Annotated in this window: 13 protein-coding genes; 10 read left to right on the top strand and 3 right to left on the bottom strand. The window is 46.0% G+C overall.

Translation table 11 applies throughout. The annotated features are described in order from the left end of the window. Positions 1–46: 46 nt before the first annotated feature. Entirely contained in the window at positions 47–1,759 is a 1,713-nt protein-coding gene (pilB, locus tag SHD_RS20810; protein WP_023268942.1) for a type IV-A pilus assembly ATPase PilB, read from the bottom strand. Between the two features lie 817 nt (positions 1,760–2,576). On the opposite strand from pilB, the gene SHD_RS21980 reads away from it, so the two are divergent. Beyond that, positions 2,577–3,518 carry an O-antigen ligase family protein gene (locus tag SHD_RS21980; protein WP_161629222.1) on the top strand — a complete coding sequence of 314 codons (942 nt, stop codon included), beginning with the start codon at positions 2,577–2,579 and terminating at the stop codon, positions 3,516–3,518. Between the two features lie 44 nt (positions 3,519–3,562). On the opposite strand, the gene SHD_RS20800 is transcribed toward SHD_RS21980, so the two are convergent. Both SHD_RS20800 and nadC read right to left on the bottom strand, forming a co-directional pair. After that, positions 3,563–3,973: a pilin gene (locus SHD_RS20800; protein WP_039978865.1), complete on the bottom strand. Its 411-nt coding sequence runs from the start codon at positions 3,971–3,973 to the stop codon at positions 3,563–3,565. A 492-nt stretch (positions 3,974–4,465) separates the two neighbouring features. Next, on the bottom strand, positions 4,466–5,347 hold the full coding sequence (nadC, locus tag SHD_RS20795; RefSeq protein ID WP_039978989.1) for a carboxylating nicotinate-nucleotide diphosphorylase: 882 nt from the start codon (positions 5,345–5,347) through the stop codon (positions 4,466–4,468). A 249-nt stretch (positions 5,348–5,596) separates the two neighbouring features. Here nadC and ampD point away from each other — a divergent pair, with 249 nt between their 5' ends. The 9 genes from ampD (at position 5,597) to SHD_RS20750 (ending at position 23,841) form a co-directional block, all read left to right on the top strand. Continuing rightward, on the top strand, positions 5,597–6,142 hold the full coding sequence (ampD, locus tag SHD_RS20790; RefSeq protein WP_023268938.1) for a 1,6-anhydro-N-acetylmuramyl-L-alanine amidase AmpD: 546 nt from the start codon (positions 5,597–5,599) through the stop codon (positions 6,140–6,142). Positions 6,143–6,305: 163 nt separating this feature from the next. Next, complete coding sequence (gene ampE / locus SHD_RS20785) at positions 6,306–7,157, top strand: beta-lactamase regulator AmpE (RefSeq protein WP_023268937.1); 852 nt, start codon at positions 6,306–6,308, stop codon at positions 7,155–7,157. A 228-nt stretch (positions 7,158–7,385) separates the two neighbouring features. Further along, complete coding sequence (gene pdhR / locus SHD_RS20780) at positions 7,386–8,138, top strand: pyruvate dehydrogenase complex transcriptional repressor PdhR (protein WP_011070781.1); 753 nt, start codon at positions 7,386–7,388, stop codon at positions 8,136–8,138. Positions 8,139–8,218: 80 nt separating this feature from the next. Then, positions 8,219–10,885, top strand: a complete 2,667-nt coding sequence (gene aceE, locus SHD_RS20775) for a pyruvate dehydrogenase (acetyl-transferring), homodimeric type (RefSeq protein ID WP_039978863.1) — start codon at positions 8,219–8,221, stop codon at positions 10,883–10,885. Positions 10,886–10,897: 12 nt separating this feature from the next. Then, positions 10,898–12,940: a dihydrolipoyllysine-residue acetyltransferase gene (aceF, locus tag SHD_RS20770; RefSeq protein ID WP_023268935.1), complete on the top strand. Its 2,043-nt coding sequence runs from the start codon at positions 10,898–10,900 to the stop codon at positions 12,938–12,940. Between the two features lie 149 nt (positions 12,941–13,089). After that, on the top strand, positions 13,090–14,517 hold the full coding sequence (gene lpdA, locus SHD_RS20765; protein ID WP_011715641.1) for a dihydrolipoyl dehydrogenase: 1,428 nt from the start codon (positions 13,090–13,092) through the stop codon (positions 14,515–14,517). A 167-nt stretch (positions 14,518–14,684) separates the two neighbouring features. Continuing rightward, a complete protein-coding gene (locus SHD_RS20760) occupies positions 14,685–19,157 on the top strand; it encodes an EAL domain-containing protein (RefSeq protein WP_023268934.1) in 4,473 nt (1,490 codons plus the stop codon). A 210-nt stretch (positions 19,158–19,367) separates the two neighbouring features. Beyond that, positions 19,368–21,587 carry a patatin-like phospholipase family protein gene (locus SHD_RS20755; protein WP_023268933.1) on the top strand — a complete coding sequence of 740 codons (2,220 nt, stop codon included), beginning with the start codon at positions 19,368–19,370 and terminating at the stop codon, positions 21,585–21,587. 211 nt (positions 21,588–21,798) lie between these two features. Beyond that, positions 21,799–23,841: a M13 family metallopeptidase gene (locus SHD_RS20750; protein WP_023268932.1), complete on the top strand. Its 2,043-nt coding sequence runs from the start codon at positions 21,799–21,801 to the stop codon at positions 23,839–23,841. The last annotated feature ends 59 nt before the right edge of the window (positions 23,842–23,900 follow it).

Raw genomic sequence — 23,900 nt, 5'->3', positions numbered from 1 at the left:
CGTTCACGCTACTTTTTATCGCTGTTAAGTGTTCTCAAATTGCCTATTAACCAAAGCTCGTAACCCGATTGACTTCGGCAATACTGGTAACACCTTGGACGACCTTTAGCAGCCCTGACTGTCGCAGGTCGCGCATGCCTTGAGCCTTGGCTTGATCTGCTATCTGCAATGAATTGCCCCCTTCCATAATAGTACGGGCAATTTCATCTGACATCTTCATCACTTCGTAAATACCTACCCGTCCTTTATAGCCACCAGAACAATGTTCACAACCCACAGGCTTATAGGTGGTAAACCCTTGAGCGATTTGCTCATCGGTAAAGCCTAAGCGTTGTAGTTCATGTTCGGGTATCTGTTCGGGTTGTTTGCATTCTGGGCAAAGCCGCCGTGCAAGGCGCTGAGCAATAATTAAATTAACTGAGCTGGCAATATTATAGCCGGGTACGCCCATATTAATTAAACGGGTGAGCGTTTCTGCCGCTGAGTTAGTATGCAGGGTCGATAATACTAAGTGACCAGTTTGCGCGGCTTTAATGGCAATTTCGGCGGTTTCAAGGTCACGGATTTCCCCGACCATCACCACATCGGGGTCTTGACGCAAAAACGAACGTAGTGCTGAGGCGAAGGTTAAACCCGCTTTTAAATTAATATGGACTTGGTTTACCCCCTCAAGGTTAATTTCCACCGGATCTTCGGCGGTGGAAATATTACGCTCGGCGGTATTGAGGATATTTAAGCCTGTGTAGAGCGAAACGGTTTTACCCGACCCCGTTGGGCCTGTCACTAATATCATGCCCTGGGGTTTGGCTAGCATCTCAAGGTAAAGCTTTTCTTGATCGGGTTCGTAACCGAGTTTTTCGATACCAAGCTGGGCGGAAGAAGAATCTAATATCCGCATTACAATCTTCTCGCCCCACAGGGTCGGCAATGTACTTACCCGAAAGTCAATCGACTTAGTGCGGGATAGCTTCATTTTAATCCGGCCATCTTGGGGAACGCGGCGCTCGGCAATATCCAGCTTCGACATTACCTTTAAGCGTGCCGAGAGTCGCCCAGCCAAGCTAATGGGCGGTTCTGAGACCTCATGCAAAATACCATCGATACGAAAACGGATACGGTAGCGTTTTTCATAGGGCTCAAAATGTAAGTCTGAAGCACCCTTACGAATGGCGTCAGTTAATATCTTGTTGATATAAATAACAATAGGCGCATCATCACTGGCTTCGCCAGCGTTTTCTTCTTGGCGTTTATCGGTGTCGGTAACCTCGATACCGGCAAGTGCTGCTTCATCCATGCCACTTAAATCAAGGCCAGTAATATCTTCTTCGAGTACCTTTTCAAGGGCTTTAGCGAGCTTATCTTCTTCCACCAAAATCGCTTCGGCATGCAACCCAGCACTAAATTGGAATTCCTCAAGGGCGGCAATATTGGTGGGATCGGAGGTGGCGATATATAGGCGATTGCCGCGCTTAAATAGTGGTAAACAGCGATGTTTTTCAATCAGTTTTTTGTTAAGAAACTCTTCGGGAATGGCACTAATATCAAATTCGGCTAAATCCAGCAGCGGGGTGCCATATTCCTCATAGCAAAGCTCGGCAATGCTGCGGGCCGACACTAGCTTGGTCTGCACTAAGGTAGTGACTAAGGTTTGTTTGTTTTGGCGGGATTTAGTGATGGCACTTGCCATCTGCTCTTCATTAAGCAGACCTTTACGGATGAAAAGGGTGGATAATCCCAGGTGAAGGCCAGCGGATGGCATGAAAAACTCCTATCTCCATTAGTTTTTCCATCATAGCGGCAAAAAGGTTATTTGTCATATATAAAAAAGCTCAAATAATCACAAAAAAATGAGTATCATCATAAGGATGCGAATTTATATACCGCTTTCAAAAGTAGCAATGTTTTACCATAAACTGTACTGTGGATTAATGGTCGATAAATAACAATGCCTTATCTTCAAGTCGCTTCGATTTACTTGACTAGAACGCGCAAATAATCGGTCATTTGGCGATAAAATCTAACGCTCACCATCGGGGATAAATGCATGATGGTATGCTCAATTAAGGATGCAAATATTGAAATCAATCCCGATTGTTAGCCGGATTATCCTGCTCACTTTCTTCACGCTATTTTTTCTTGGGTCGGTATTATCTGGTTATATCACTGGTTATCTGGGGGTGGATAATGCTTATGATCTTAAGCGAATACTGGTTGTCCTATTTATCGTGTGTTCAGCGGTTGGCCTTTTGTGGCGACCGAGTATTCTAATAATCGTCCCATCGTCTTTTACACTGTGGGTGGTGGCAAGCCTATTTATACTCGGTTTGTTATCAACTCTTTTTAGCCTACATCCATTTTGGTCATTCGTTGAATTAGCCAATTTTTTATTATTGCTCTGTTTGTTTTACGTCATTGGTGTATTGATTGCGGATATAGGCAGAACTGCTGCGCTGCAATATTTTTTTGGATTTGCATTATTTTTCTCGATTTGTATTGCAGTTAAGTTTTTTTTGCTGCTGCTATTTCATGCTCTTGATAACAATCGGCCCGATGTGCATTCTTTAGTGGCTGGCTTTATGAATGTAAGGTTTTTCAACCAGTTGCAAGTTATGCTGCTGCCGCTGTTGTGTTTGTCTTTTTATATCGAACCACTTAAAAAATATAAACGGGCAGCCATGTTGGTTTTTGGTATGTTGTGGTTAATCCTGCTGCAATCGGAGGCTCGCGGCGCAGTATTAGCGCTGGTAGTGGCGGCTGTTGTGGTATATCGCTTTTTATCTACCGATCTGCGTAAAGGGTTTATTCGCCCTATTTTAAAGGCGGTGGCTTTCGGCACGCTTTTATGGCTGGTGCTTATCATTATTATTCCACTGTTTATTTTTGATAGCCAAATCTGGCAACTAAGAACCAATAGCTCAGGCCGTATTGATATGTGGATTTATATTTTGCAGGCGATCCCTGAACGTATTGGCTTAGGTTACGGGCCAATGAGTTTTGCTTGGGCAGATGCAAGACCTTTACCTAATGCTCACCCGCATAATGCCCTCATGCAGTTTTTATATGAGTTTGGTGTGGTTGCGTTTATCTTGGCTACGAGTTGGTCGCTAATAACATTATGGTCAAAATTAAAGCGGCTTACCTTATTAGGGGAAAAAGTAGGGGAAAACCTGAGTGAGCATTTGGCTAAAAACTCACAAAGTAGCCTCGAAACAGGCTCACATATAGGCATAGAGAAGGACACTACTGATATAGTGTTGGCATTTGCCCTGTTCGCACTATGGATTTATGCCATGTTTGATGGGGTAATTGTAATGCCATTATCCCAAGCATTATTGGTGGCATTATTGGCACTTAATTGCCGCCAATATGAACCGCGAGTGATAGCGTTACCTTGGAAAGTGGTATTAATGGCAGCAGTGATAACCTGTGCTGCACTATTAATCGTGAGCCTTGGTGATACCGTGCTAAATCAGCAACTCTATCCACGATTATGGTTAACCGGGATAATAAATGGATAAAAATAAAAAAGCCCCAGAAAGGGGCTTTAGAAAGATTTGTGATATTAACTGCCGATACCTGCGCCTTTTTTACAGATTGATTCCTCGGAACCTGTCATTGCGTATGATACACCACCATTTCCATCAAATGTCGCAGTAAGGGTGCACTTGGGTTCTGTCCAGACCAAGGTAACGCCTGTACCTTGTGATGGCTCCTCATCCAAAGCAGTCATTTTTTTGTTTTTTGCTACTTCAGCTTGTATACCCGTACAGCCAACTCCAGTTGTATTACAAGTTTGAATTTTTTGGGCAAAAGCACTAATACCTTTCATTGCAGCTCCGCCCTGGGCTGACGTGACGTAGTCTTTGTATGCTGGCAATGCCACAGCAGCCAAAATACCGATAATGGCTACTACAATCATTAATTCGATCAAGGTAAAACCCTGAGCATTCTTATTCATTTTGATACCTTTCATTTTTAACTCCAATACAGTGCAAAGTGTCATTTATCGATTGTGTTCGTTTCGGCTGCTTATCTTAATTGCCTTGAATGAATTGCTGGTTTTTTGGCTAGCGACAATTCACTTTGAGCTCATTTTGATAAGGAAGGCCGAAACGGCCATCTCGCCTGTGGTAAAAGTTAGTACAAAGTTAAGTAAATTGAAACTACTTTTACGCATAAAGTATTAATTAAATGATTATTTTGTCTAAAAACTTGATGCTAAAACGTATTGCGTTCTAACAAAGTATTGACAATGTTAGTTAAGTTGACGCAATTAACACAGAGTCAAAACATCGACGCAAGTTATACCTGTTTTTAATCTGCGTATTTAGTGGGGTTATGCTGTAAAGGGCGAGGAGCTAGATTCTAGGGCGTTGCTGCGCAATGGCTAGGACGCTGGCAAGCTCATTCTAGATTCTAGATTCTAGGCCCTAGGAACTATTCCCTAGAGCCTAGAATCTTCTTTTTAACCTTTCAATCGCATTGATAGGTCTAAGGCGCGAACATGCTTGGTGAGGGCGCCAACGGAGATATAGTCAACCCCAGTTTTGGCAAATTCTGCCAAGGTATCTAAGGTGACATTGCCTGAGACTTCGAGTTTTGCACCGCTGCCTTTAGCCTTGTATTGATTATTCAGCTCAACAGCCTCAACCATCATGGTGATATCAAAGTTATCTAACATAATAATATCTGTGCCTGAATCTAGCGCTAATGCCAGTTCTTCTAGCGATTCGACTTCGACTTCTACGGGTTTATTCGGATGTAAACTGCGCGCTGCACCCACTGCTTGGCGTATGCCACCACAGGCCATTATGTGGTTTTCTTTAATTAAGAAGGCATCAAACAGACCGATTCGATGGTTTTTACCACCGCCACAGGTCACTGCGTATTTTTGAGCCGTGCGGAGTCCTGGGATGGTTTTGCGAGTATCGAGCAGGCGTGTGTGAGTGCCCGCTAACTTATCGACATAGTGTTTTGTCAGCGTTGCCACTCCTGACAAGGTCTGAATAAAGTTCATTGCCGTGCGCTCGCCCGTCAGCAGGGTGCGGGCAGGGCCTGATAATTCACATAACACTTGGTTTGGCAGCACGAGATCGCCATCATCAACATGCCAGTGCAGGGCAACTTCGCCACCTAATTGATTAAAGACTTGTTCGGCCCAAGCTTTTCCGCAAAAAACGCCTTCTTCACGGGTGATTAAGGTTGCTTCAGCATATTTATCAGCGGGAATAAGTTGGGCGGTAATATCGCCGTAGGCAATGGCTTTGCTGTGCTCGTTGATCTCGGTTCCACCAAGGTCTTCATTGAGGGCGGTTTTTACGGCGTGGCGAATATCGTTCTCTAGCATGATTGGGTCCTTGCATTCTTGCATGCCACAGATGGCTTGCTTGAAATTGCTTGCTTGCATTTAGGGCTAAGATTACCACCTCGTGCGGGTGATAAAAAGTCACACGGATTTGGCCGAGTAATATTATCGTGCCGAAAAATGGCGTTTTTGTTTGTGGCAGGTTATTTCTGGCTTGTCATTGAATTGCATATATTCAGTCACTTAATACTGTTAGAGTAGTGCAGTTATTGCGGTATTTAAGGGGGAAATATGGACTTTGATGCCGGATGGTTTACCTCGGCGCGGCGCTGTGAATCACCACATTTTAACCGTCGGCCCTTTGGAGAGATCAGCCTGTTGGTGATCCACAATATTAGTTTGCCCGCGGGATGCTTTGGGCTGCCTTATATTGATCAATTATTTCAAGGGTGTTTAGATACCAGTGCCGATGAAAGTTTCGCCGATTTAGCTGGGCTGCAGGTGTCAGCACATTTTTTAATTCGCCGCGATGGCGAATGTGTGCAGTATGTGAGTTGTGAAGATAGAGCTTGGCACGCGGGTGTATCCCGTTATGGCGAAAGGGAAAATTGTAATGATTTCTCTATTGGTATTGAACTTGAAGGTACGGATACTGAGCCCTATACTGCCGCCCAATATCAGCAACTTACCGCATTGACCCAAGCTTTATTGGCACAATATCCTGCGTTAACCGCAGAGCGGATTGTGGGACATTGCGATATTGCGCCAATGCGGAAGACTGACCCAGGCCCAAGCTTTGACTGGCAAAGATATTTAGCGGCGCTGCGCGACTTTTAGTATCTAGGAGGTCGCTGCGCAACTGCTAGGACGCAGCAAAATCACAGCTCTAGGACGCCACTTCGTGGCTCTATAACCTAGAACCTAGGACCTAGGGCCTAGAAGGGCGAAGCCCGCGCTGCTTTTTCTAGTCCGTCCAGCTTTTTTACAAGGAGTATTACCGATGGCATTATTTTCATTATTGGTCGCCATTCTCGTAGAACGATTGAAGTTTCTTCCTGCCTCTTGGCAATGCGATCGCGTGCTGCAATCCTATCAATCGACCTTTTTTGGTGATAAAGCTTCTCTTACTAGTACTAACATGTTGCTCGCACTCTTGTTACCGGCTTTGGTCGTGCATGTTTTGGGGTGGGTTGCGTCTGGCATGTTTTGGGGTTTATTAACCCTTGCCCTGTGGGTGGTAGTGGCAATTATTTGCTTTAATCATCAAAAACAGCGCGATAGCTTCAAAAAGTATATGCAGGCGGCGTGTCGCTCCGATGTGCAAGCCTGTTACCACTATGCCGCCGAACTAGATTGCAGTGAGTGTTTGGATGCGGTGTCTGAAAAAGACTTAGGCGCTAAGGTCGGGCAGAGTGTTGCTTGGATTAACTATCGTTATTACGGCGCAGTGGCATTATGTTTTATCTTCCTAGGCCCAGTCGGCGCGGTCTTATATTGCACCGCCCGCTTTTATGCCGAAGAGAATGTGCGTAAGTCGCTTAATTTACCGCTGATTGAAGATATTATGTTTGTTATGGATTGGATCCCGAGTCGGATATTTTCCTTTGGCTATGCGCTCAGCGGTCAGTTTAGCGAAGGGCTCTCGGCTTGGCGTGACCATGCCTTAAATATCCATGCGAGTGCCAGACGAGTGGTGACAGAAACCGCTTTAGCGGCGCAGCCGCTGCCAGAGGAGTCTAGTGCACCAGTTTGTGTACAATCGACCTTAGCATTATTAGTCTTAAGTAAACGCAACTTTACGCTGATGGTTGCTGTGCTATCGCTGTTGACCATTTTTGGGTTGGTGAGTTAATAAAAAGGACACTGCGCGGCTTCTAGAATCTAGCACCTGCACTTGCTGTGGTTTAATGGTCTGACCCCATGATGAGTTTTTTAGGCTATGCTCTCTCATCGTGAGCGGTTTTGGATGGGATCACCTTTTAAGGTCGATTTTCAATCTAGACATCAAAAGTATGATTTGATAAAGTGCGCTCACTCATAAAAATTGGTAAGACCAATTTACAACGGAGCTGAGCGCCAAATGGCCTATAGTAAAATTAATCAGCCAAAAATTTCTGATGTGATCATGGCGCAACTCGAGCAGATGATCCTCGAAGGCAGTTTACAGCCGGGTCAGAAATTACCGCCGGAGCGCGAACTGGCCATCCAGTTTGAAGTGTCTCGCCCTTCCTTGCGTGAAGCCATTCAAAAGCTTGAGGCGAAAGGGCTATTAATGCGCCGTCAAGGCGGTGGCACTTATGTCAAAGAACAACTCTGGCAGAGTCTTGCCGATCCTATCGTTGAATTAATGACTGCCGATCCAGAAAGCCAATACGACTTGCTGGAGTTCCGTCATGCGACCGAAGGCATGATGGCCTATTTTGCCGCGTTGCGTGGCACAGACGCCGATATGCAAAATATCAAGCGTATGATCCTTGAGGTGGAAGCCGCCACCAATATCGAACAACAAGCCGCTGCCATTGTGCGTTTTTACCGCGCAGTAGCTGAAGCGTCACACAATGTGGCTATGTTGCATCTCGTACTCAGTTTAACCCCTGTGCTGCATAAGAATGTGGCGCAAAACTTGGAGCTTTTAAGCCGCCGCGAAGAAGCCTCCACTATGGCCAACGATCACAGACGTGCTCTGCTCGCTGCTATCGTTCGTCGTGATCCTGAAGCCGCCAGAGAAGCCTCGAATGAACACTTAAGTTACATCGAAGAGGTGATGTTATCTGTGCGGGAAGAAGATAGCCGGTTGCAGCGAAGTTTGCGCCGTTTAAAGAGTGGCGCTTAAGTTCCCGACTTTAGCACTCGCTAAAGCGGAATATGCCGCAAACACCATTCATCATCATGTATATAGAGAAGGACAGTGTCATGTCTGAAGATATGCTACAAGACTTAGATCCGTTAGAGACTCAGGAATGGGTTGACGCCCTGCAAGCTGTATTAGAACAGGAAGGCCCTGAACGCGCCCATTTCTTATTAGAGAAACTGATCGATAAAGCCCGTCGCAATGGCACGCACTTGCCTTACACTGCGACCACGGCCTATTTGAACACCATTCCTGCGGGTCAAGAGCCGCACATGCCAGGCAACCAAGAGATGGAACGTCGCATTCGCGCTATCATCCGTTGGAACGCCTTAGCTATGGTGCTACGTGGTTCTAAGAAAGATTTAGAGTTAGGCGGCCATATTTCGAGTTTCGCGTCGAGCGCAACCATTTATGACGTATGCTTCAACCACTTCTTCCGTGCGCCAAACGAGAAAGACGGCGGCGACTTAGTGTATTTCCAAGGTCATATTGCCCCAGGTATCTATGCGCGTTCATTCTTGGAAGGTCGTTTAACGGAAGATCAACTGGCGAACTTCCGTCAAGAAGTGGATGGCAAAGGCCTGTCTTCTTATCCGCACCCTAAGTTGATGCCTGACTACTGGCAATTCCCAACGGTTTCTATGGGCTTAGGTCCTATCCAAGCGATTTATCAGGCCCGCTTCCTGAAATATCTGACTGACCGTGGTCTGAAAGATTGTTCTGAGCAAACCGTTTACTGCTTCTTAGGTGACGGTGAGTGTGACGAGCCAGAAGCCTTAGGTGCGATTGGTTTAGCTGCCCGTGAAGAATTAGATAACTTAGTCTTTATCATCAACTGTAACCTGCAACGTCTGGACGGCCCAGTACGCGGTAACGGTAAGATCATCCAAGAACTGGAAGGTGAATTCCGCGGCGCTGGCTGGGAAGTCGTGAAAGTGATTTGGGGTCGTTACTGGGATCCATTATTGGCCCGTGATACCAGCGGTAAGTTATTGCAGTTAATGGAAGAAACCGTTGACGGTGAATACCAAAACTGTAAAGCCAAAGGTGGCGCTTATACTCGCGAACACTTCTTCGGCAAATACCCAGAAACCGCCGAAATGGTAGCGAACATGTCAGATGATGACATTTGGCGCTTAAACCGTGGTGGTCATGACCCAGTTAAAGTGTACGCGGCATTAGACCATGCGCGTAAGACTAAAGGTCGCCCAACGGTGATCCTAGCGAAAACCGTTAAAGGTTACGGCCTCGGTGATGCGGGTGAAGGTAAGAACATCGCCCACAACGTGAAGAAAATGGGTATCGAGTCTATCCGTTACTTCCGCGATCGTTTCAATATCCCGATCCCTGACGATCAATTAGAAGATCTGCCGTTCTACCACCCAGGTCCAGATTCGGAAGAAGTGAAGTACATGATGAGCCGTCGTGCCGAGCTGCATGGCAGCGTGCCACAACGTCGTCAGAAGTTCAGCGAAGAGCTGGAAATTCCTTCACTGAAGATTTTCGACTCGATTCTGCAGGGTTCTAACGGCCGTGAAATTTCATCGACCATGGCGTTTGTTCGCGTACTGACTGCACTGTTAAAAGACAAAAAGATTGGCAAAAACATCGTGCCAATTATTCCTGACGAAGCGCGTACCTTCGGTATGGAAGGTCTGTTCCGTCAAGTGGGTATTTATGCTCACGAAGGCCAAAAATACGTCCCGCAAGACTCTGACCAAGTGGCTTACTATCGTGAAGATAAAACCGGTCAAGTGCTGCAGGAAGGTATTAACGAATTAGGTGCTATGTCATCTTGGGTTGCGGCTGCGACCAGCTACTCAGTGAACGATGTGCCAATGATCCCATTCTACATCTACTACTCAATGTTCGGTTTCCAACGTATTGGTGACATGGCTTGGGCAGCGGGTGATATGCGTGCACGCGGCTTCTTAGTCGGTGGTACTTCAGGCCGTACAACGCTGAACGGTGAAGGTCTACAGCATCAGGATGGTCACAGCCACGTACTGGCGAACACTATTCCTAACTGTATTACCTACGATCCAACTTACGGTTATGAAATTGCGGTTATCGTTCAAGATGGTATCCGTCGTATGTACGGCGAGAGCCAAGAAGATATCTTCTACTACCTGACCACAATGAACGAAAACTATATTCAGCCTGAAATGCCAGAAGGTGCCGAGGAAGGTATCGTTAAAGGTATCTACAAGTTGGAAACGGTTAGCGGTTCGGGTAAAGGCAAAGTTCAGTTAATGAGCTGTGGCACCATTCTTGAGCAAACCCGCAAAGCGGCTCAAGCACTGGCAAAAGACTTCGGCATCACTGCCGACGTATTCAGCGTCACCAGCTTCAACGAACTGACTCGCGATGGTCAAGCGGTTGAGCGTTGGAACATGCTGCACCCAACTGAAACGCCAAAACAAGCGTATATCAGCCAAGTGATCTCCAGTGATGCTCCGGCAATCGCAGCGACTGACTACATGAAGATCTATGGCGAGCAGTTACGTGCATTTATGCCAACTGATTACAAAGTGTTAGGTACTGACGGTTTCGGTCGTTCAGACAGCCGTGACAACCTGCGTCACCACTTCGAAGTGGACGCTAAGTTCATCGTTATCGCGGCACTGAAATCTCTGGTTGATCGTAAAGAGCTGCCTGTTGATGTGTTAGCGAATGCCATCAAGGAATACGGCATCGACGCAGACAAGATCAATCCACAGTACGCGTAAGAGGCAATAAAAATGGCTGAATTAAAAGAAGTTTTTGTTCCTGATATCGGCGGCGATGAAGTGCAAGTCATTGAGATTTGTGCTGCTGTGGGCGATACCTTAGCGGCTGAAGAGTCGATTCTGACCGTTGAAAGCGATAAGGCGACCATGGACATTCCTGCGCCTTTCGCGGGTGTGTTAGCCGAGTTGAAAGTGGCTGTTGGTGACAAAGTCAGTGAAGGCACCTTAATTGCGTTGATACAAGCAACGGGTGCTTCTGCTCAAGCTGCTGCGCCAGTTGCTCAAGCTGCCGCTCCTGCGCCAGCCCCAGCAGCACCTGCTCCAGTACAAGCGGCTCCAGCCCCTGTGGCTGCCGCGACAGCGACGGGCGCAACCCAAGTGGTTGAAGTCACTGTGCCGGATATCGGTGGTGACACCGATGTGTCTGTTATCGAAGTCTTAGTTGCCGCTGGCGATAAGATTGAGGTTGACGCTGGCCTTATCACGCTTGAAACCGACAAAGCGACTATGGACGTACCATCGCCATTCGCGGGTGTGGTAAAAGAAGTGAAAGTGGCTGTGGGTGACAAGGTTTCCCAAGGCTCATTAGTGATCATGCTCGAAGTGGGTGGCGCAGCTCCTGCTGCCGCTGCTCCACAAGCAAGCGCGCCAGCAGCATCAGCTCCTGTCGCTCAAGCGGCACCTGCGGCGGCTGTTGCTCCAGTAGCTGCTGCACCAGTGGTTGCCGTTAAAGAAATCCAAGTGCCAGATATTGGTGATGCCAGCAATGTCGATGTGATCGAAGTGCTAGTGTCTGTGGGTGATATGATCACTGCTGACCAAGGTTTGATCACGTTAGAAACCGATAAAGCGACCATGGAAGTGCCTGCGCCATTCGCCGGTAAACTGTTGTCGTTAACCGTTAAAGTGGGTGACAAGGTTTCTCAAGGTAGCGTGATTGCGACGATTGAGACTACTTCCGTTGCAACAGCAAGTGCTGGCAGTGCGCCAGCGTCAGTAGCTCAAGCCGCAGCGCCAGTTTCTGCACCTGTCGCCCAAGAAGCGGCACCAGCACCTGTTGCAGCCGCGCCGAGCCGTCCACCGGTTCCACATCACCCAAGTGCGGGTGCGCCAGTGGCAACCGGTGTGGTTCATGCGTCTCCAGCGGTTCGTCGTTTGGCCCGTGAATTTGGTGTGGACCTCACTCAAGTGACAGGTTCTGGCCGTAAAGGTCGCATCATGAAGGAAGACGTGCAGGCGTATGTGAAGTACGAACTGTCTCGTCCTAAGGCGACAGCAGCAACTTCAGTTGCAGCGGGTAACGGTGGTGGTCTGCAAGTGATTGCTGCACCGAAAGTGGATTTCAGCAAGTTTGGTGAAGTGGAAGAAATTCCATTAAGCCGTATCCAGAAGATCTCTGGTCCAAACCTACACCGTAACTGGGTAACTATTCCTCACGTGACTCAGTTCGATGAAGCTGATATCACCGAAATGGAAGAGTTCCGTAAGCAGCAGAACGACGCGGCGGCGAAGAAGAAAGCCGATTATAAGATCACTCCGCTGGTCTTTATGATGAAAGCTGTGGCGAAAACGCTGCAACAGTTCCCAGTGTTCAACTCAAGCTTAAGCAGCGACGGTGAATCACTGATCCAGAAGAAGTACTACCACATCGGTGTGGCGGTGGATACGCCAAACGGTCTAGTGGTACCTGTGGTACGTGATGTGGATAAGAAAGGCATCATCGAGTTATCTCGTGAGCTGGCCGATATTTCTATCCGCGCCCGCGATGGTAAGCTCAAATCTGCCGATATGCAGGGTAGCTGCTTCACTATTTCAAGCCTAGGTGGCATTGGTGGTACTGCATTTACCCCAATCGTTAACTACCCAGACGTGGCGATTTTAGGTGTGTCTAAATCTGAAATTAAGCCTAAGTGGAATGGTAAAGAATTCGAGCCTAAATTGATGTTGCCACTGTCGTTATCATACGATCACCGAGTGATCGATGGTGCTATGGCTGCACGCTTTAGTGTGACCCTGTCAGGAATTCTGTCCGATATTCGTACTTTGATTCTGTAAACAAATAAGGCTGCTCAACTTGAGTGGCCTTTTGTTTATTGTGATCAGTATCAAACACAGGTTAAAATGCGCCCACCTTACGCGCTGGCGCATTTTCGGTTGGCAGGATTACTCTCCTCCAACGGATTGAATGAGAATTAGAGGAAAACATGAGTAACGAAATCAAAACTCAGGTAGTGGTATTAGGTGCAGGTCCTGCTGGATATTCTGCTGCCTTCCGTGCGGCTGACTTAGGTCTGGAAACCGTTATCGTTGAACGTTTTAGCACTTTAGGTGGCGTGTGTCTGAACGTGGGTTGTATCCCATCTAAAGCCCTGTTACACGTTGCTAAAGTTATCGAAGAAGCCAAAGCCGTTGCTGCACACGGTGTTGTGTTCGGCGAGCCAACAATCGATTTAGACAAGTTACGCAGCTTCAAGCAAAAAGTGATCAGCCAGTTGACTGGTGGCTTAGGCGGCATGTCTAAAATGCGTAAAGTAAACGTTGTTAATGGCTTCGGTAAATTTACTGGCCCTAACAGCTTAGAAGTGACTGCTGAAGACGGTACTGTGACCGTTGTTAAGTTTGACCAAGCGATTATCGCTGCGGGTTCTCGCCCAATCAAACTGCCATTCATTCCCCATGAAGACCCACGTATTTGGGATTCGACTGACGCATTAGAACTGAAAGAAGTTCCTGGCAAACTGCTGGTTATGGGCGGCGGTATCATCGGTTTAGAAATGGGTACTGTGTATTCATCTTTAGGCAGTGAAATCGACGTGGTTGAAATGTTCGACCAAGTGATCCCTGCGGCTGACAAAGACGTTGTTCGCGTATTCACTAAGCAAATCAAGAAGAAATTCAACCTGATCCTCGAAACCAAAGTCACTGCGGTTGAAGCCCGTGAAGACGGTATCTACGTTTCGATGGAAGGTAAGAGCGCACCAACTGAGCCAGTACGTTACGATGCAGTGTTAGTGGCTATCGGTCGTACGCCAAATGGCAAGCTGATCGACGCTGAAAAAGCAGGCGTTAAGATCGACGAGCGTGGTTTCATCAACGTAGACAAGCAATTACGTACAAACGTACCGCACATCTACGCTATCGGTGACATCGTTGGTCAACCAATGTTGGCTCACAAAGGCGTGCACGAAGGCCACGTAGCGGCCGAAGTGATCGCTGGCATGAAGCACTACTTCGATCCAAAAGTCATCCCATCAATCGCTTACACAGACCCTGAAGTGGCCTGGGTTGGTCTGACTGAGAAAGAAGCGAAAGAGCAAGGTATTGCTTACGAAACCGCGACTTTCCCATGGGCTGCCTCTGGCCGTGCTATCGCTTCTGATTGCAGCGAAGGTATGACTAAGCTGATTTTCGATAAAGACACTCACCGCGTAATCGGTGGTGCTATCGTGGGTGTGAACGGTGGCGAACTGTTAGGCGAAATCGGCCTAGCAATCGAAATGGGTTGTGATGCTGAAGATTTAGCATTAACCATTCACGCTCACCCAACGCTGCACGAGTCAGTAGGTCTAGCGGCTGAAATCTACGAAGGTTCTATTACTGATCTGCCAAACCCAAAGGCAAAGAAAAAGTAATTTAACCTTTGTCTCGTCCTGAAATAAGTTGAGACTTATATTCGTAAAAGCGCCTTTAGGGCGCTTTTTTATTGCCTAAGTAAAAATGTAAAGTTAATGTGAATGTGCGGGTGTATTCAGACTGTTGAACTGCTACAGTAAAACTATGGTGTTAAGTAAGTCGTCAAATGAAAAAAATAATAATCCACTTCCTTTTGGCATCAATATTGGTTTTTTGTTCAGGTCTTCATTCGGCTTGGGCGGGTAGTTTTGTACAACGGGTTTTTTCCGACAGGGACGGACTTGAAGCGACCAGTATTCGCGCGCTCACACTCGATGACCATGGTTTTATATGGGCAGCAACCGAGCAAGGTTTATATCGGGTTAGTAATTCTAAAGTGAGGCGAATTGATAAAACGGGTTCTGAGTTACGCCTTGCAGATGAGTTTTTGACAACAGTTGTCAATATCGATCGCGATATGCTGTTAGTCAGTACCAATGCCGCAACCTATCTTTATGACATCGCAAAAAATCAATTTACCCAGATGGGGTCACCTAATTTATTCCCTCATTTCCCTGGTGGAGTGTTAATTTCTGCTGCTCGTAAAAATGCCCAAGAATGGCGCTTGTTGATTGATAACGGCCAGATTTACGACTTATCCCCCTCAACCTTAACCTTAACTTTAGTGAGTCAGTTACCCGTTAATCGCGATCTACCCTGGCGCAAGTTATTGAGCATGCCTGATGGTCAGTTTCTTGTTGCGGGTCAATTTCAATTGTTACTCCTCAACAGTGCCGGGGAAAAAGTCGTTGATTACCAATGGACTGAACCTATGGGAAGTATTCTGGATATGCTTGAGGATTCAAAACAGCGTATTTGGATTGCAACCAGTCGAGGGATTTACCGATTAGAACCAAAAACCTTACAGATTTTTCCTGTTCCTGAATTACCCGATTGGAGTACCGCTATGGTTGAGGGCCATAATGGTGAGATTTGGTTTTCGAGTCGGGCAGGTTTATTAAAGTGGTCTCCAGATACCCATCAGATTGAAAATTATCAACAAGAGCTTAAGACGCAAGCCAATATGGAAACATTGAAGGCCATCTTATTTGATAATGCTGGCTTAATGTGGGTGGGCGGCTCTGGTGATGGCTTGGCATTGCTGGCTTCGCAGCCGGATTTTATTCTCGATACCTACACAAGCGAACCCCCCTATGGGCTACCCGATCCTATGGTGTGGTCTGTGTTTGCAAGTGATGAAGGGTTATGGTTTGGTGCTTCAAATCTTAGTTTTGTGGGGAAAAATAACCAGAAAGCGGTGACCGTTGAGATAGACGGGTTGAAAGCCCATGAGAGTATTTATGGGATCAGTCAGTTTATCGAGCATTATTTATTAGTTTCGACCACCAGTGGGTTATTTGTTGTCGATAAATTAACCCTAAAAGGAATGAGTTTTTCACAGTGGGCCCATGGGAGTGAAGAGTTTAAAAATAAGCTCATTTATAGCACCTATGTTGATCCCAAATTAAAGGGACGATTTTGGATCGCGACAGGAACGGGTCTCTATTTTTGGGAGCAAGGGCTGTTTGAGCCACAGCCTTTTAATATTGATGGATCGACGGGGGACTCACCAGAACCCAAGCGACCTACTATTCGTACTTTGTATCGAGCTTCCGATGGCAAGTTATGGTTAGGCGGAAGACGAGTGTTTGGTTTTATTGATGAGCAAAACCTATTCCACGATAAGAGGGGATTTTTCAGCGGCTTGAGCTCTGAGCCACCGATTAGTCATATTGAAGAAATATCTCCTGGAGTGATGTGGTTTGGCTCCTATGAAAGGGGCTTATTCGAATTAAATCTCCACGGCGGCAAACTGGTTTCGTTAAGTTCACAATGGCAAGTAAATTGTAGTTCAGTATTTTTTATCCAAAAAACAACCAATGCCAATGTCGTTGCCTGTGCCGATTCGCTAATCCGTCAAGATAGAGCGACTGGGCAAATCTCAATGTTTAACCAACTTGATGGCCTGATTTCTAATGAAATGAATGAAGGCGCCTATTTCTATTCTGCCGTTTCAGGTCTGTATATTGGTACTCCTGAAGGGGTGATGAACCTTGATGTGGACAAGATGGTCAACCGTATTGCCGATGATCATGTGATGTTGGAGTCGGTATCGGTTTATTACGACAACAATACCCAAGTCTCGTTGCTACCTAAACCGTTGATGGTGATTAAGCCCGGTGCCAATATGGTAAGCCTGCAGATCACTAACCTCGATTACCTTGATGATTCGCCAATACAATTTAAATATCGACTCAGATATCAAGGGGAGGAAGATAACTACGTGTTGCTCCAAGGTGAGTCGCAGGTAAACCTCGCAGGCTTAGCAGCGGGAGAATATGTACTTGAGGTGTTAAGCCAAGTCAATGGAATCTGGTCAGATAAGCCCTTTACTTTTCCTTTCTATGTTGAGCAGCACTGGTGGCTGACTCAAGGGTTTAAAGGTCTATTATTATTAGTGTTTTCGATTATTGCGCTGAGTTTAGCTTGGTATCGTCAGCGTCAAGTACGCACTTTCATGACAATGAATCAGGCATTAACCGAGAGTGATGACCGTTTACGCCAATCGCTTCGTGGTAGCGACTCCGACCTGTGGGAATGGCATAGAGATACCCAGAGTTTTTACCTTGATAATCGCGGCTCAGTGCTGGGTAGCCATGCCAATGAGATAGTCGTTTCCCTTGAGGAGCTCCCCGTTCATTCTGAGGATAGGGATAAGGCGCTGGCACAGTGGAACAGTATGCTGGCAGGTGAGATTGATCGGTTTGAGGCCGAATATCGCTACCAGCGTCGTGATGGTAATTGGGGTTGGTTGAGGGTCCGTGGTCGTCCCGTACAGCGGAATAAGCAAACCAAGGTAATTGAGCGAGTAGCCGGTATTTACAGCGATATTACTTTGCAGCGTCAGCTTGAGGATGAGGTCAGTCTATTAGCTCAAGCATTTGAAAACACATCGGAAGGTGTATTGATTTTAGATGTGAATGAAAACATCCGTGTCGCAAATCATGCTGCGCAGCACATCTTAGGTTCTGAACAAAAGAGCCTAGTAGGCTTATCGTTTTCGCAATTTGTGCAAATGAAGGACGGACTGTCAACGGAAGTGGCGCACTTACTTGGCCAAGATAGCTCATGGACTGGAGAGCGTGAACTTGTTGGGCAAAATGGATTGGTGTGTCCTGTATGGCTTAACGTGTCAGTGATGCAGTCAGTGAATGAAAATGCACTTCATTATGTTGTTGTATTCTCAGATATTACAGACAGAAAACGTACTGAGGCTGACCTTCGTCGACTAGCCAATTATGATGTATTAACTGGGCTACCTAATCGATCTTTATTCTCAAATCGGTTAACGCAGGCGATACAGACTGCACAACAGCATGGTCAAAAGTTAGCGTTACTGTTTCTCGATCTTGACCGGTTTAAGCATGTGAATGACTCCTATGGTCATAGTATGGGGGATGCGCTTCTGGTCGAGGCTTCAAATCGATTGCAATCCTGTATCGGCAGTGAGCATTTGCTTTGTCGCTTTGGTGGTGATGAGTTTGTTATTTTATTAAAAAATGTGAAAGAGTTAGATGATATCAATCACTTAGCAGAACAACTCTTAGCGCAAATTGTGGCGCCTTTTAGATTGTTTGGTAGGGAGTTTTATATTTCTACCAGTATTGGGATTAGCATATGGCCCGATGATGCAATACAGCCAGAAGCCTTTATCAAAAATGCCGATTTAGCCATGTATCACGCCAAAGAAGAAGGGCGAGGAAACTTTAAATATTATTCTTCAGAACGTAATGCCCAAGCCTTATATCACCTACGTTTAGAAGCTGATTTGCGTAAAGCTATCGAGCGAGAAGAGTTCGAGCTCCATTATCAACCACAAATTGATATTTTGCGTGGAGATAAATTTATCGGAATGGAAGCACTCATTCGCTGGCGGCATCCTGTCGATGGATTTGTGCGCCCCGATATTTTTATTAAAGTTGCTGAGGCTTGTGGTTTGGTTGTGGATATTGACCGTTGGGTTTTGCGAACGGCATGTTTGGATGGGGCAAGATGGGCTAAAGCAATGACTCAGCCCTTTAAGTTGTCGGTTAATATTTCGGCTGTGCATTTCCGTCAACCTGATTTTATTGACGGTGTAAAGAAGATACTCAGCGATACTGGGATGCCTGCTGCCTCTTTGTGCTTGGAAATCACTGAAGGGGTATTAATGAAAGAGTTGCAAGTGGCTAAGACCCATTTAAAACAACTTGATGACCTAGGGATTGAAGTCGCGATTGATGACTTTGGTACGGGTTACTCTTCTTTGGCTTATTTACGAAATTTTGAAGTGGATACGCTTAAAATTGACCGTTCATTTTTAATTGATATCGCTTCAAATGCTGCTGATCAGGCGATTGTGAGCAGTATTATTGAGTTAGCGCGTAACTTGAAACTAACCGTTGTGGCTGAAGGCGTAGAAACGGTTGAGCAACTTGAGCAAATCTTTAGCCGTGGTTGTTATATTATCCAAGGCTATTATTTTGCTAAGCCTATGCCTGTCAGCGATTTTGAGAAATATTTGCAGCAACAGTGCCCGCAGGCTTCATTGCAATCTTGATACTGAATGCTAACACCTCAATAGCGCAATAATTTTGCAAGCAAGTTTGCGCAGCCATTTTTGGTTTGTTGCATTTACCTGATATCGAATTAAGTATTAATGCGTTGTTTAATTCTTAACTCATCGGTTCAGATAAAATATGACTGACGGTTAAATAGATAAATTTGTTAATATTAACTCGAAATTTTGATCCCATAAAAAGTACTCATTATGATGCGCCAAATACTAGCTACTCTAATTTTATGTGTGTTGCTAACTCCTTTGTATGCGGCCGAACGGCCAAAAGTGGGGCTAGTGTTAAGCGGTGGCGGTGCTAAAGGTGCTGCCCATGTGGGCGTGCTTAAAATTCTAGAGGAACATCATATTCCCGTGGACTACATCGCAGGCACCAGCATAGGTGCCTATGTTGCTGGCATGTATTCTTTGGGCTACAGCGCTAGTGAAGTCGAAGCCATTATGATGGGGGTCGATTGGGATAGTGGCTATTCGGATACCATCCCGCGTAATGTATTGAGTTATCGAGATAAGCAGTTACGTGATCGCTACAATATTCCCCTTAATATCGGTTATACCGAGGGTGAGGTTAGGGCGCCGAGCGGTTTGTTACGCGGGCAAACTATGTCGCAGTTATTGCGCCAGTCAACTGATTTAGTTCAACAATTTGGTGATTTTGATACTTTAGCTATACCCTATCGTGCGGTTGCGACGGATTTAGAAACTAGTTTACCCGTTGTGATTAACCATGGCAGTTTAGTCAAAGCCATGCAGGCCTCTGCAACAGTACCCGGCGCACTACAACCCACTCAGATTGATGGCAAGTTGTTAGTCGATGGTGGTATTGCCAACAACATGCCCGTGGATGTGGTTAAGGCCATGGGCGCGGATATCATCATTGCTGTGGATATCGGTTCACCCTTGGTAAAAAAAGATAAGCTCGATAGCACGATAGCGGTGCTCGACCAGTTATCAAATTTTTTGACCAATGCCAGTACCGAAAAGCAAAAACAATTACTAACCGATAAAGACGTACTAATTCGTCCCGCCATTGATGCTTTAAGTACCACAGATTTTACCATCATGCCTTTGGCGCTAACGCTAGGAAAAGAAGCTGCGAATGGGCAGTTAGATAAATTGCAAAACATGAGTGTCAGTGCCGAAGAATATGCCGCCTATGTCGAGGCTAAGAAGGCCAAGGGTAAGCTTTTAATTGCAAATGTGGCCCATCCCATTAAAGAAATCGTATTCGATAACCAGTCTAAGGTTAGCCTTAACCTATTGAAGGAAACCTTGAACCTTGAGGCAGGCCAAGCCGTGACTAAGGATGAGTTAAACGATGCGTTAAAACGGATTTATGCCTTAAACAAATTTGAGCGTGTGGATGCTGAGTTTGTGGAAGGTGAGGAAGGTCGAGTACTTACTGTGACCACCCGTGCTAAATCTTGGGGGCCGAATTATTTCCAACTCGGGTTTAATTGGGAAGATGATTTTAGTTCCGACTCGGCGATTAGTTTTGATATGGCTTACACCATGACTGACCTAACTTTTAACGGTGGAGAGTGGCGTAATGAGGTCAAGCTAGGGTTCGAAAAGCTATTTGCAACCGAGTTTTATCAACCGCTAGATAGAGATCAAGAGTTTTATAGTCGAGCCCGATATCAATTCGATGTTCATAATTGGGATCTCTACGATAACAATAACCGTGTTTTTGTCTTTGACAAGAAAACCCACACTATTGAATTAGGAATTGGTTATAACTATGTCTTGCAAGGGTTTATTGAATTTGGTTTAGTGGGGGAGAAAGGCGTTATCGTCAATGATGCCTGGTTGCTGAAGGATTTTGATTTTAACTCCTACGGTGCTTACTTGAGGGTTGGTTATGACAGCTTAGACAGTATTAGTTTCCCGACTTCGGGTAACCGCATCACCTTAAATGTGTATGTGCGTAATGAAGATTTTGACGATGTCGTTGATAACAATAAAAACGAATTTAGTGTTCAGGTTGAAGCCGATTGGAAAGGCGCGCTCAGCGTTGGCAATCATGCCTTTGTGGGTAAAGCGTCGCTTGCGACAAATAATAATGACGGACTTAATACGTTACACTTGTCCGATTTGGGCGGTTTCTTAAACCTTTCTGGTTATCACAAGGACTCGCTCACAGGGGCGCATAAGCTCTTTGGCGCCTTTGTCTATCAGTATGATCTGGGCCGAGATGCCTTATTAGGTATGAGAGATTACCCACTCTATTTAGGGCTAAGTTTAGAGGCGGGAAATGTATGGTATGAACGCTCAGAGGTATCCCTCTCAGACCTTATCTATGCTTCTAGCCTTTACATAGGTACAGATACTTCTATGGGGCCGGCAGCACTGGGCTTTGGTATTACAGATATGGGTGATAAATCCTTGTATTTATTTGTCGGTAAAGCCTTCTAAATCGATCGAAGGGCATAACTAAGGTTATGCCCTTCGTTTTTCCTGCTGAACACTATTCCCGCATAATCTAAAAATCGCGTTTATACTGGTTTGCGCAAATATCACTAAGTGTCATAACCTTTTACAAAATCTTGCTACAGCCAAACTAGGCAAAATGCTAAGGTTTTGCAGGAAAAAATAACAACACTCTCAACGGAAGCTGGGGAAAACAATGAAGAAGATTAGCACACTGGCGCTGGGGATTGCCCTGAGCCTAGGTTTAGCCGCTTGCAGCAGCGAGCCTAAAACTGAAGTCGCCGCGGTTTCTGGCATTGAATTACAAAACTTTGATGCCTCAGTTCGCCATCAAGACGATTTTTATTACAGCGTGAACGGTAAATGGTTAGCGAATACGCCTATCCCTGCCGACAAGTCTAACTACGGTGCATTCTCTGTGCTGTACGATCAAAGCCAAGATGCGTTGAAAAAAATCATCGATGCCGCCGCAGCGCAAAAAGATGCTGCTCCTGGCTCTAATAATCAAAAAATCGGTGACTTTAACGCCAGCTTTATGAATACCGATTTGCTCGAAACCTTAGGTGTGACGCCGCTCAATCCTTTGATGGCGGATATCGCGGCGGTGAAAACCCACGGCGAATTACCCGCTGTGATGGGTAAATTACTGACCAGCGGCTCAGGCATTCCCTTTGGTTTTTACGTCAATAACGACGCGAAAAATTCTACCCAATATGCAGTGTATTTAAGCCAGTCGGGCTTAACCTTGCCAGACCGCGATTACTACTTAAAAGATGACGCTAAGTTTGTCGCTAATCGCCAAGCAATGGCGAAATATGTGACTGATATTCTGACTGAAGCAGGCTATAAAAATGCAAAACGTGCCGCGAAAAACGTAGCCGACATCGAGATGATGATCGCTAAGAGCCAGTGGAGCCGCGTTGAATCTCGCGATGCTAACAAGTCTTACAACAAACTGAGCCGTGCCGAGCTGCAAAAACTCACTGGCAAGTTTGATATCAATGCCTTTGCGACCAGTGCGGGCCTTGGCGATAAAGTGACTGAAGTCATCGTGCGTCAGCCATCATACTTAGAAAAGTTAGGCGCTAATTTTGATGCCTTCCCCGTTTCAGCTTGGCAGGATTACTTAACGTTCCACTTAGTGGATAGCTATGCTGAGCTGTTAAGCAAAAACTTCGTTGACCTTAACTTTGCCTTTAAAGGCAAAACCTTAATGGGTATTGAAGAACAACAACCACGTTGGAAAAAGGCGGTAGATGGCGCCGACCAAGTGATTGGTGAGTTAGTCGGTGAGGAGTACGTTAAGCAATATTTCAAACCAGAAGCAAAAGCCCGCATGGAAACCATGATCAAAAACTTGATCAAAGCTTTTGAAGTCAGCATCAACGAACTCGAGTGGATGACGCCTGAAACGAAAGTCGCGGCTCAAGAAAAACTGTCTAAGTTTACCTACAAGATTGGTTATCCAGACAAGTGGAAAGACTACACAGCGTTAGAGATCAAGCCTGATGAGCTGGTGGGTAACTATATGCGTTATGCCAACTTCGAATATCAAGACATGATCAACAAGTTAGGTAAGCCAATCGATCGTACCGAGTGGCATATGACACCACAAACGGTGAACGCTTATTACAGCCCTGTTGGCAATGAAATCGTATTCCCTGCGGCGATTCTGCAACCGCCATTCTTCAATATGGAAGCCGATGATGCGGTTAACTACGGTGGTATCGGTGCGGTAATTGGCCACGAAATCAGCCATGGTTTCGACGACCAAGGTGCTAAGTACGATGGCGACGGCAACCTGCGTGATTGGTGGTCTGATAAAGACCGTGAAGAGTTCCAAAAACGCGGTAAGCAACTGTCGGCGCAGTATTCTGGCTATGAAGCGTTGCCCGGTAAGTTTGTGAACGGTGATTTAACCTTAGGCGAAAACATCGGTGACTTAGGTGGGTTAACAGTAGCTGCTCGCGCCTATATGATGAGCTTAAACGGTAAACCTGCTCCCGTGCTCGATGGCTTAACGGGCGAGCAGCGTTTCTTCGTCGGTTGGTCACAGGTATGGCGTCGTAATTACCGTGATGAAGAGTTAGGTCGTCGTCTGTTGACTGACCCTCATTCACCCAGCCATTACCGCGCGATGGGGACACCGCGCAATATTGAAGCTTTCTACAAAGCTTTTGAGCTGAAAGAGAGCGATAAGATGTACTTAAAACCAGAAGAGCGCGTAAAAATCTGGTAATCCATAGGATGAAAATGAAAAAGCCAGACGGATGTCTGGCTTTTTTATTTGCGTCAATT

Origin of the sequence: Shewanella decolorationis S12 (genome assembly GCF_000485795.1) — a bacterium.
Taxonomy (GTDB): Bacteria; Pseudomonadota; Gammaproteobacteria; order Enterobacterales; family Shewanellaceae; genus Shewanella; species Shewanella decolorationis.
Note: the sequence above shows the minus strand (reverse complement) of the source record. Positions and strands in the feature narration are given on the sequence as shown.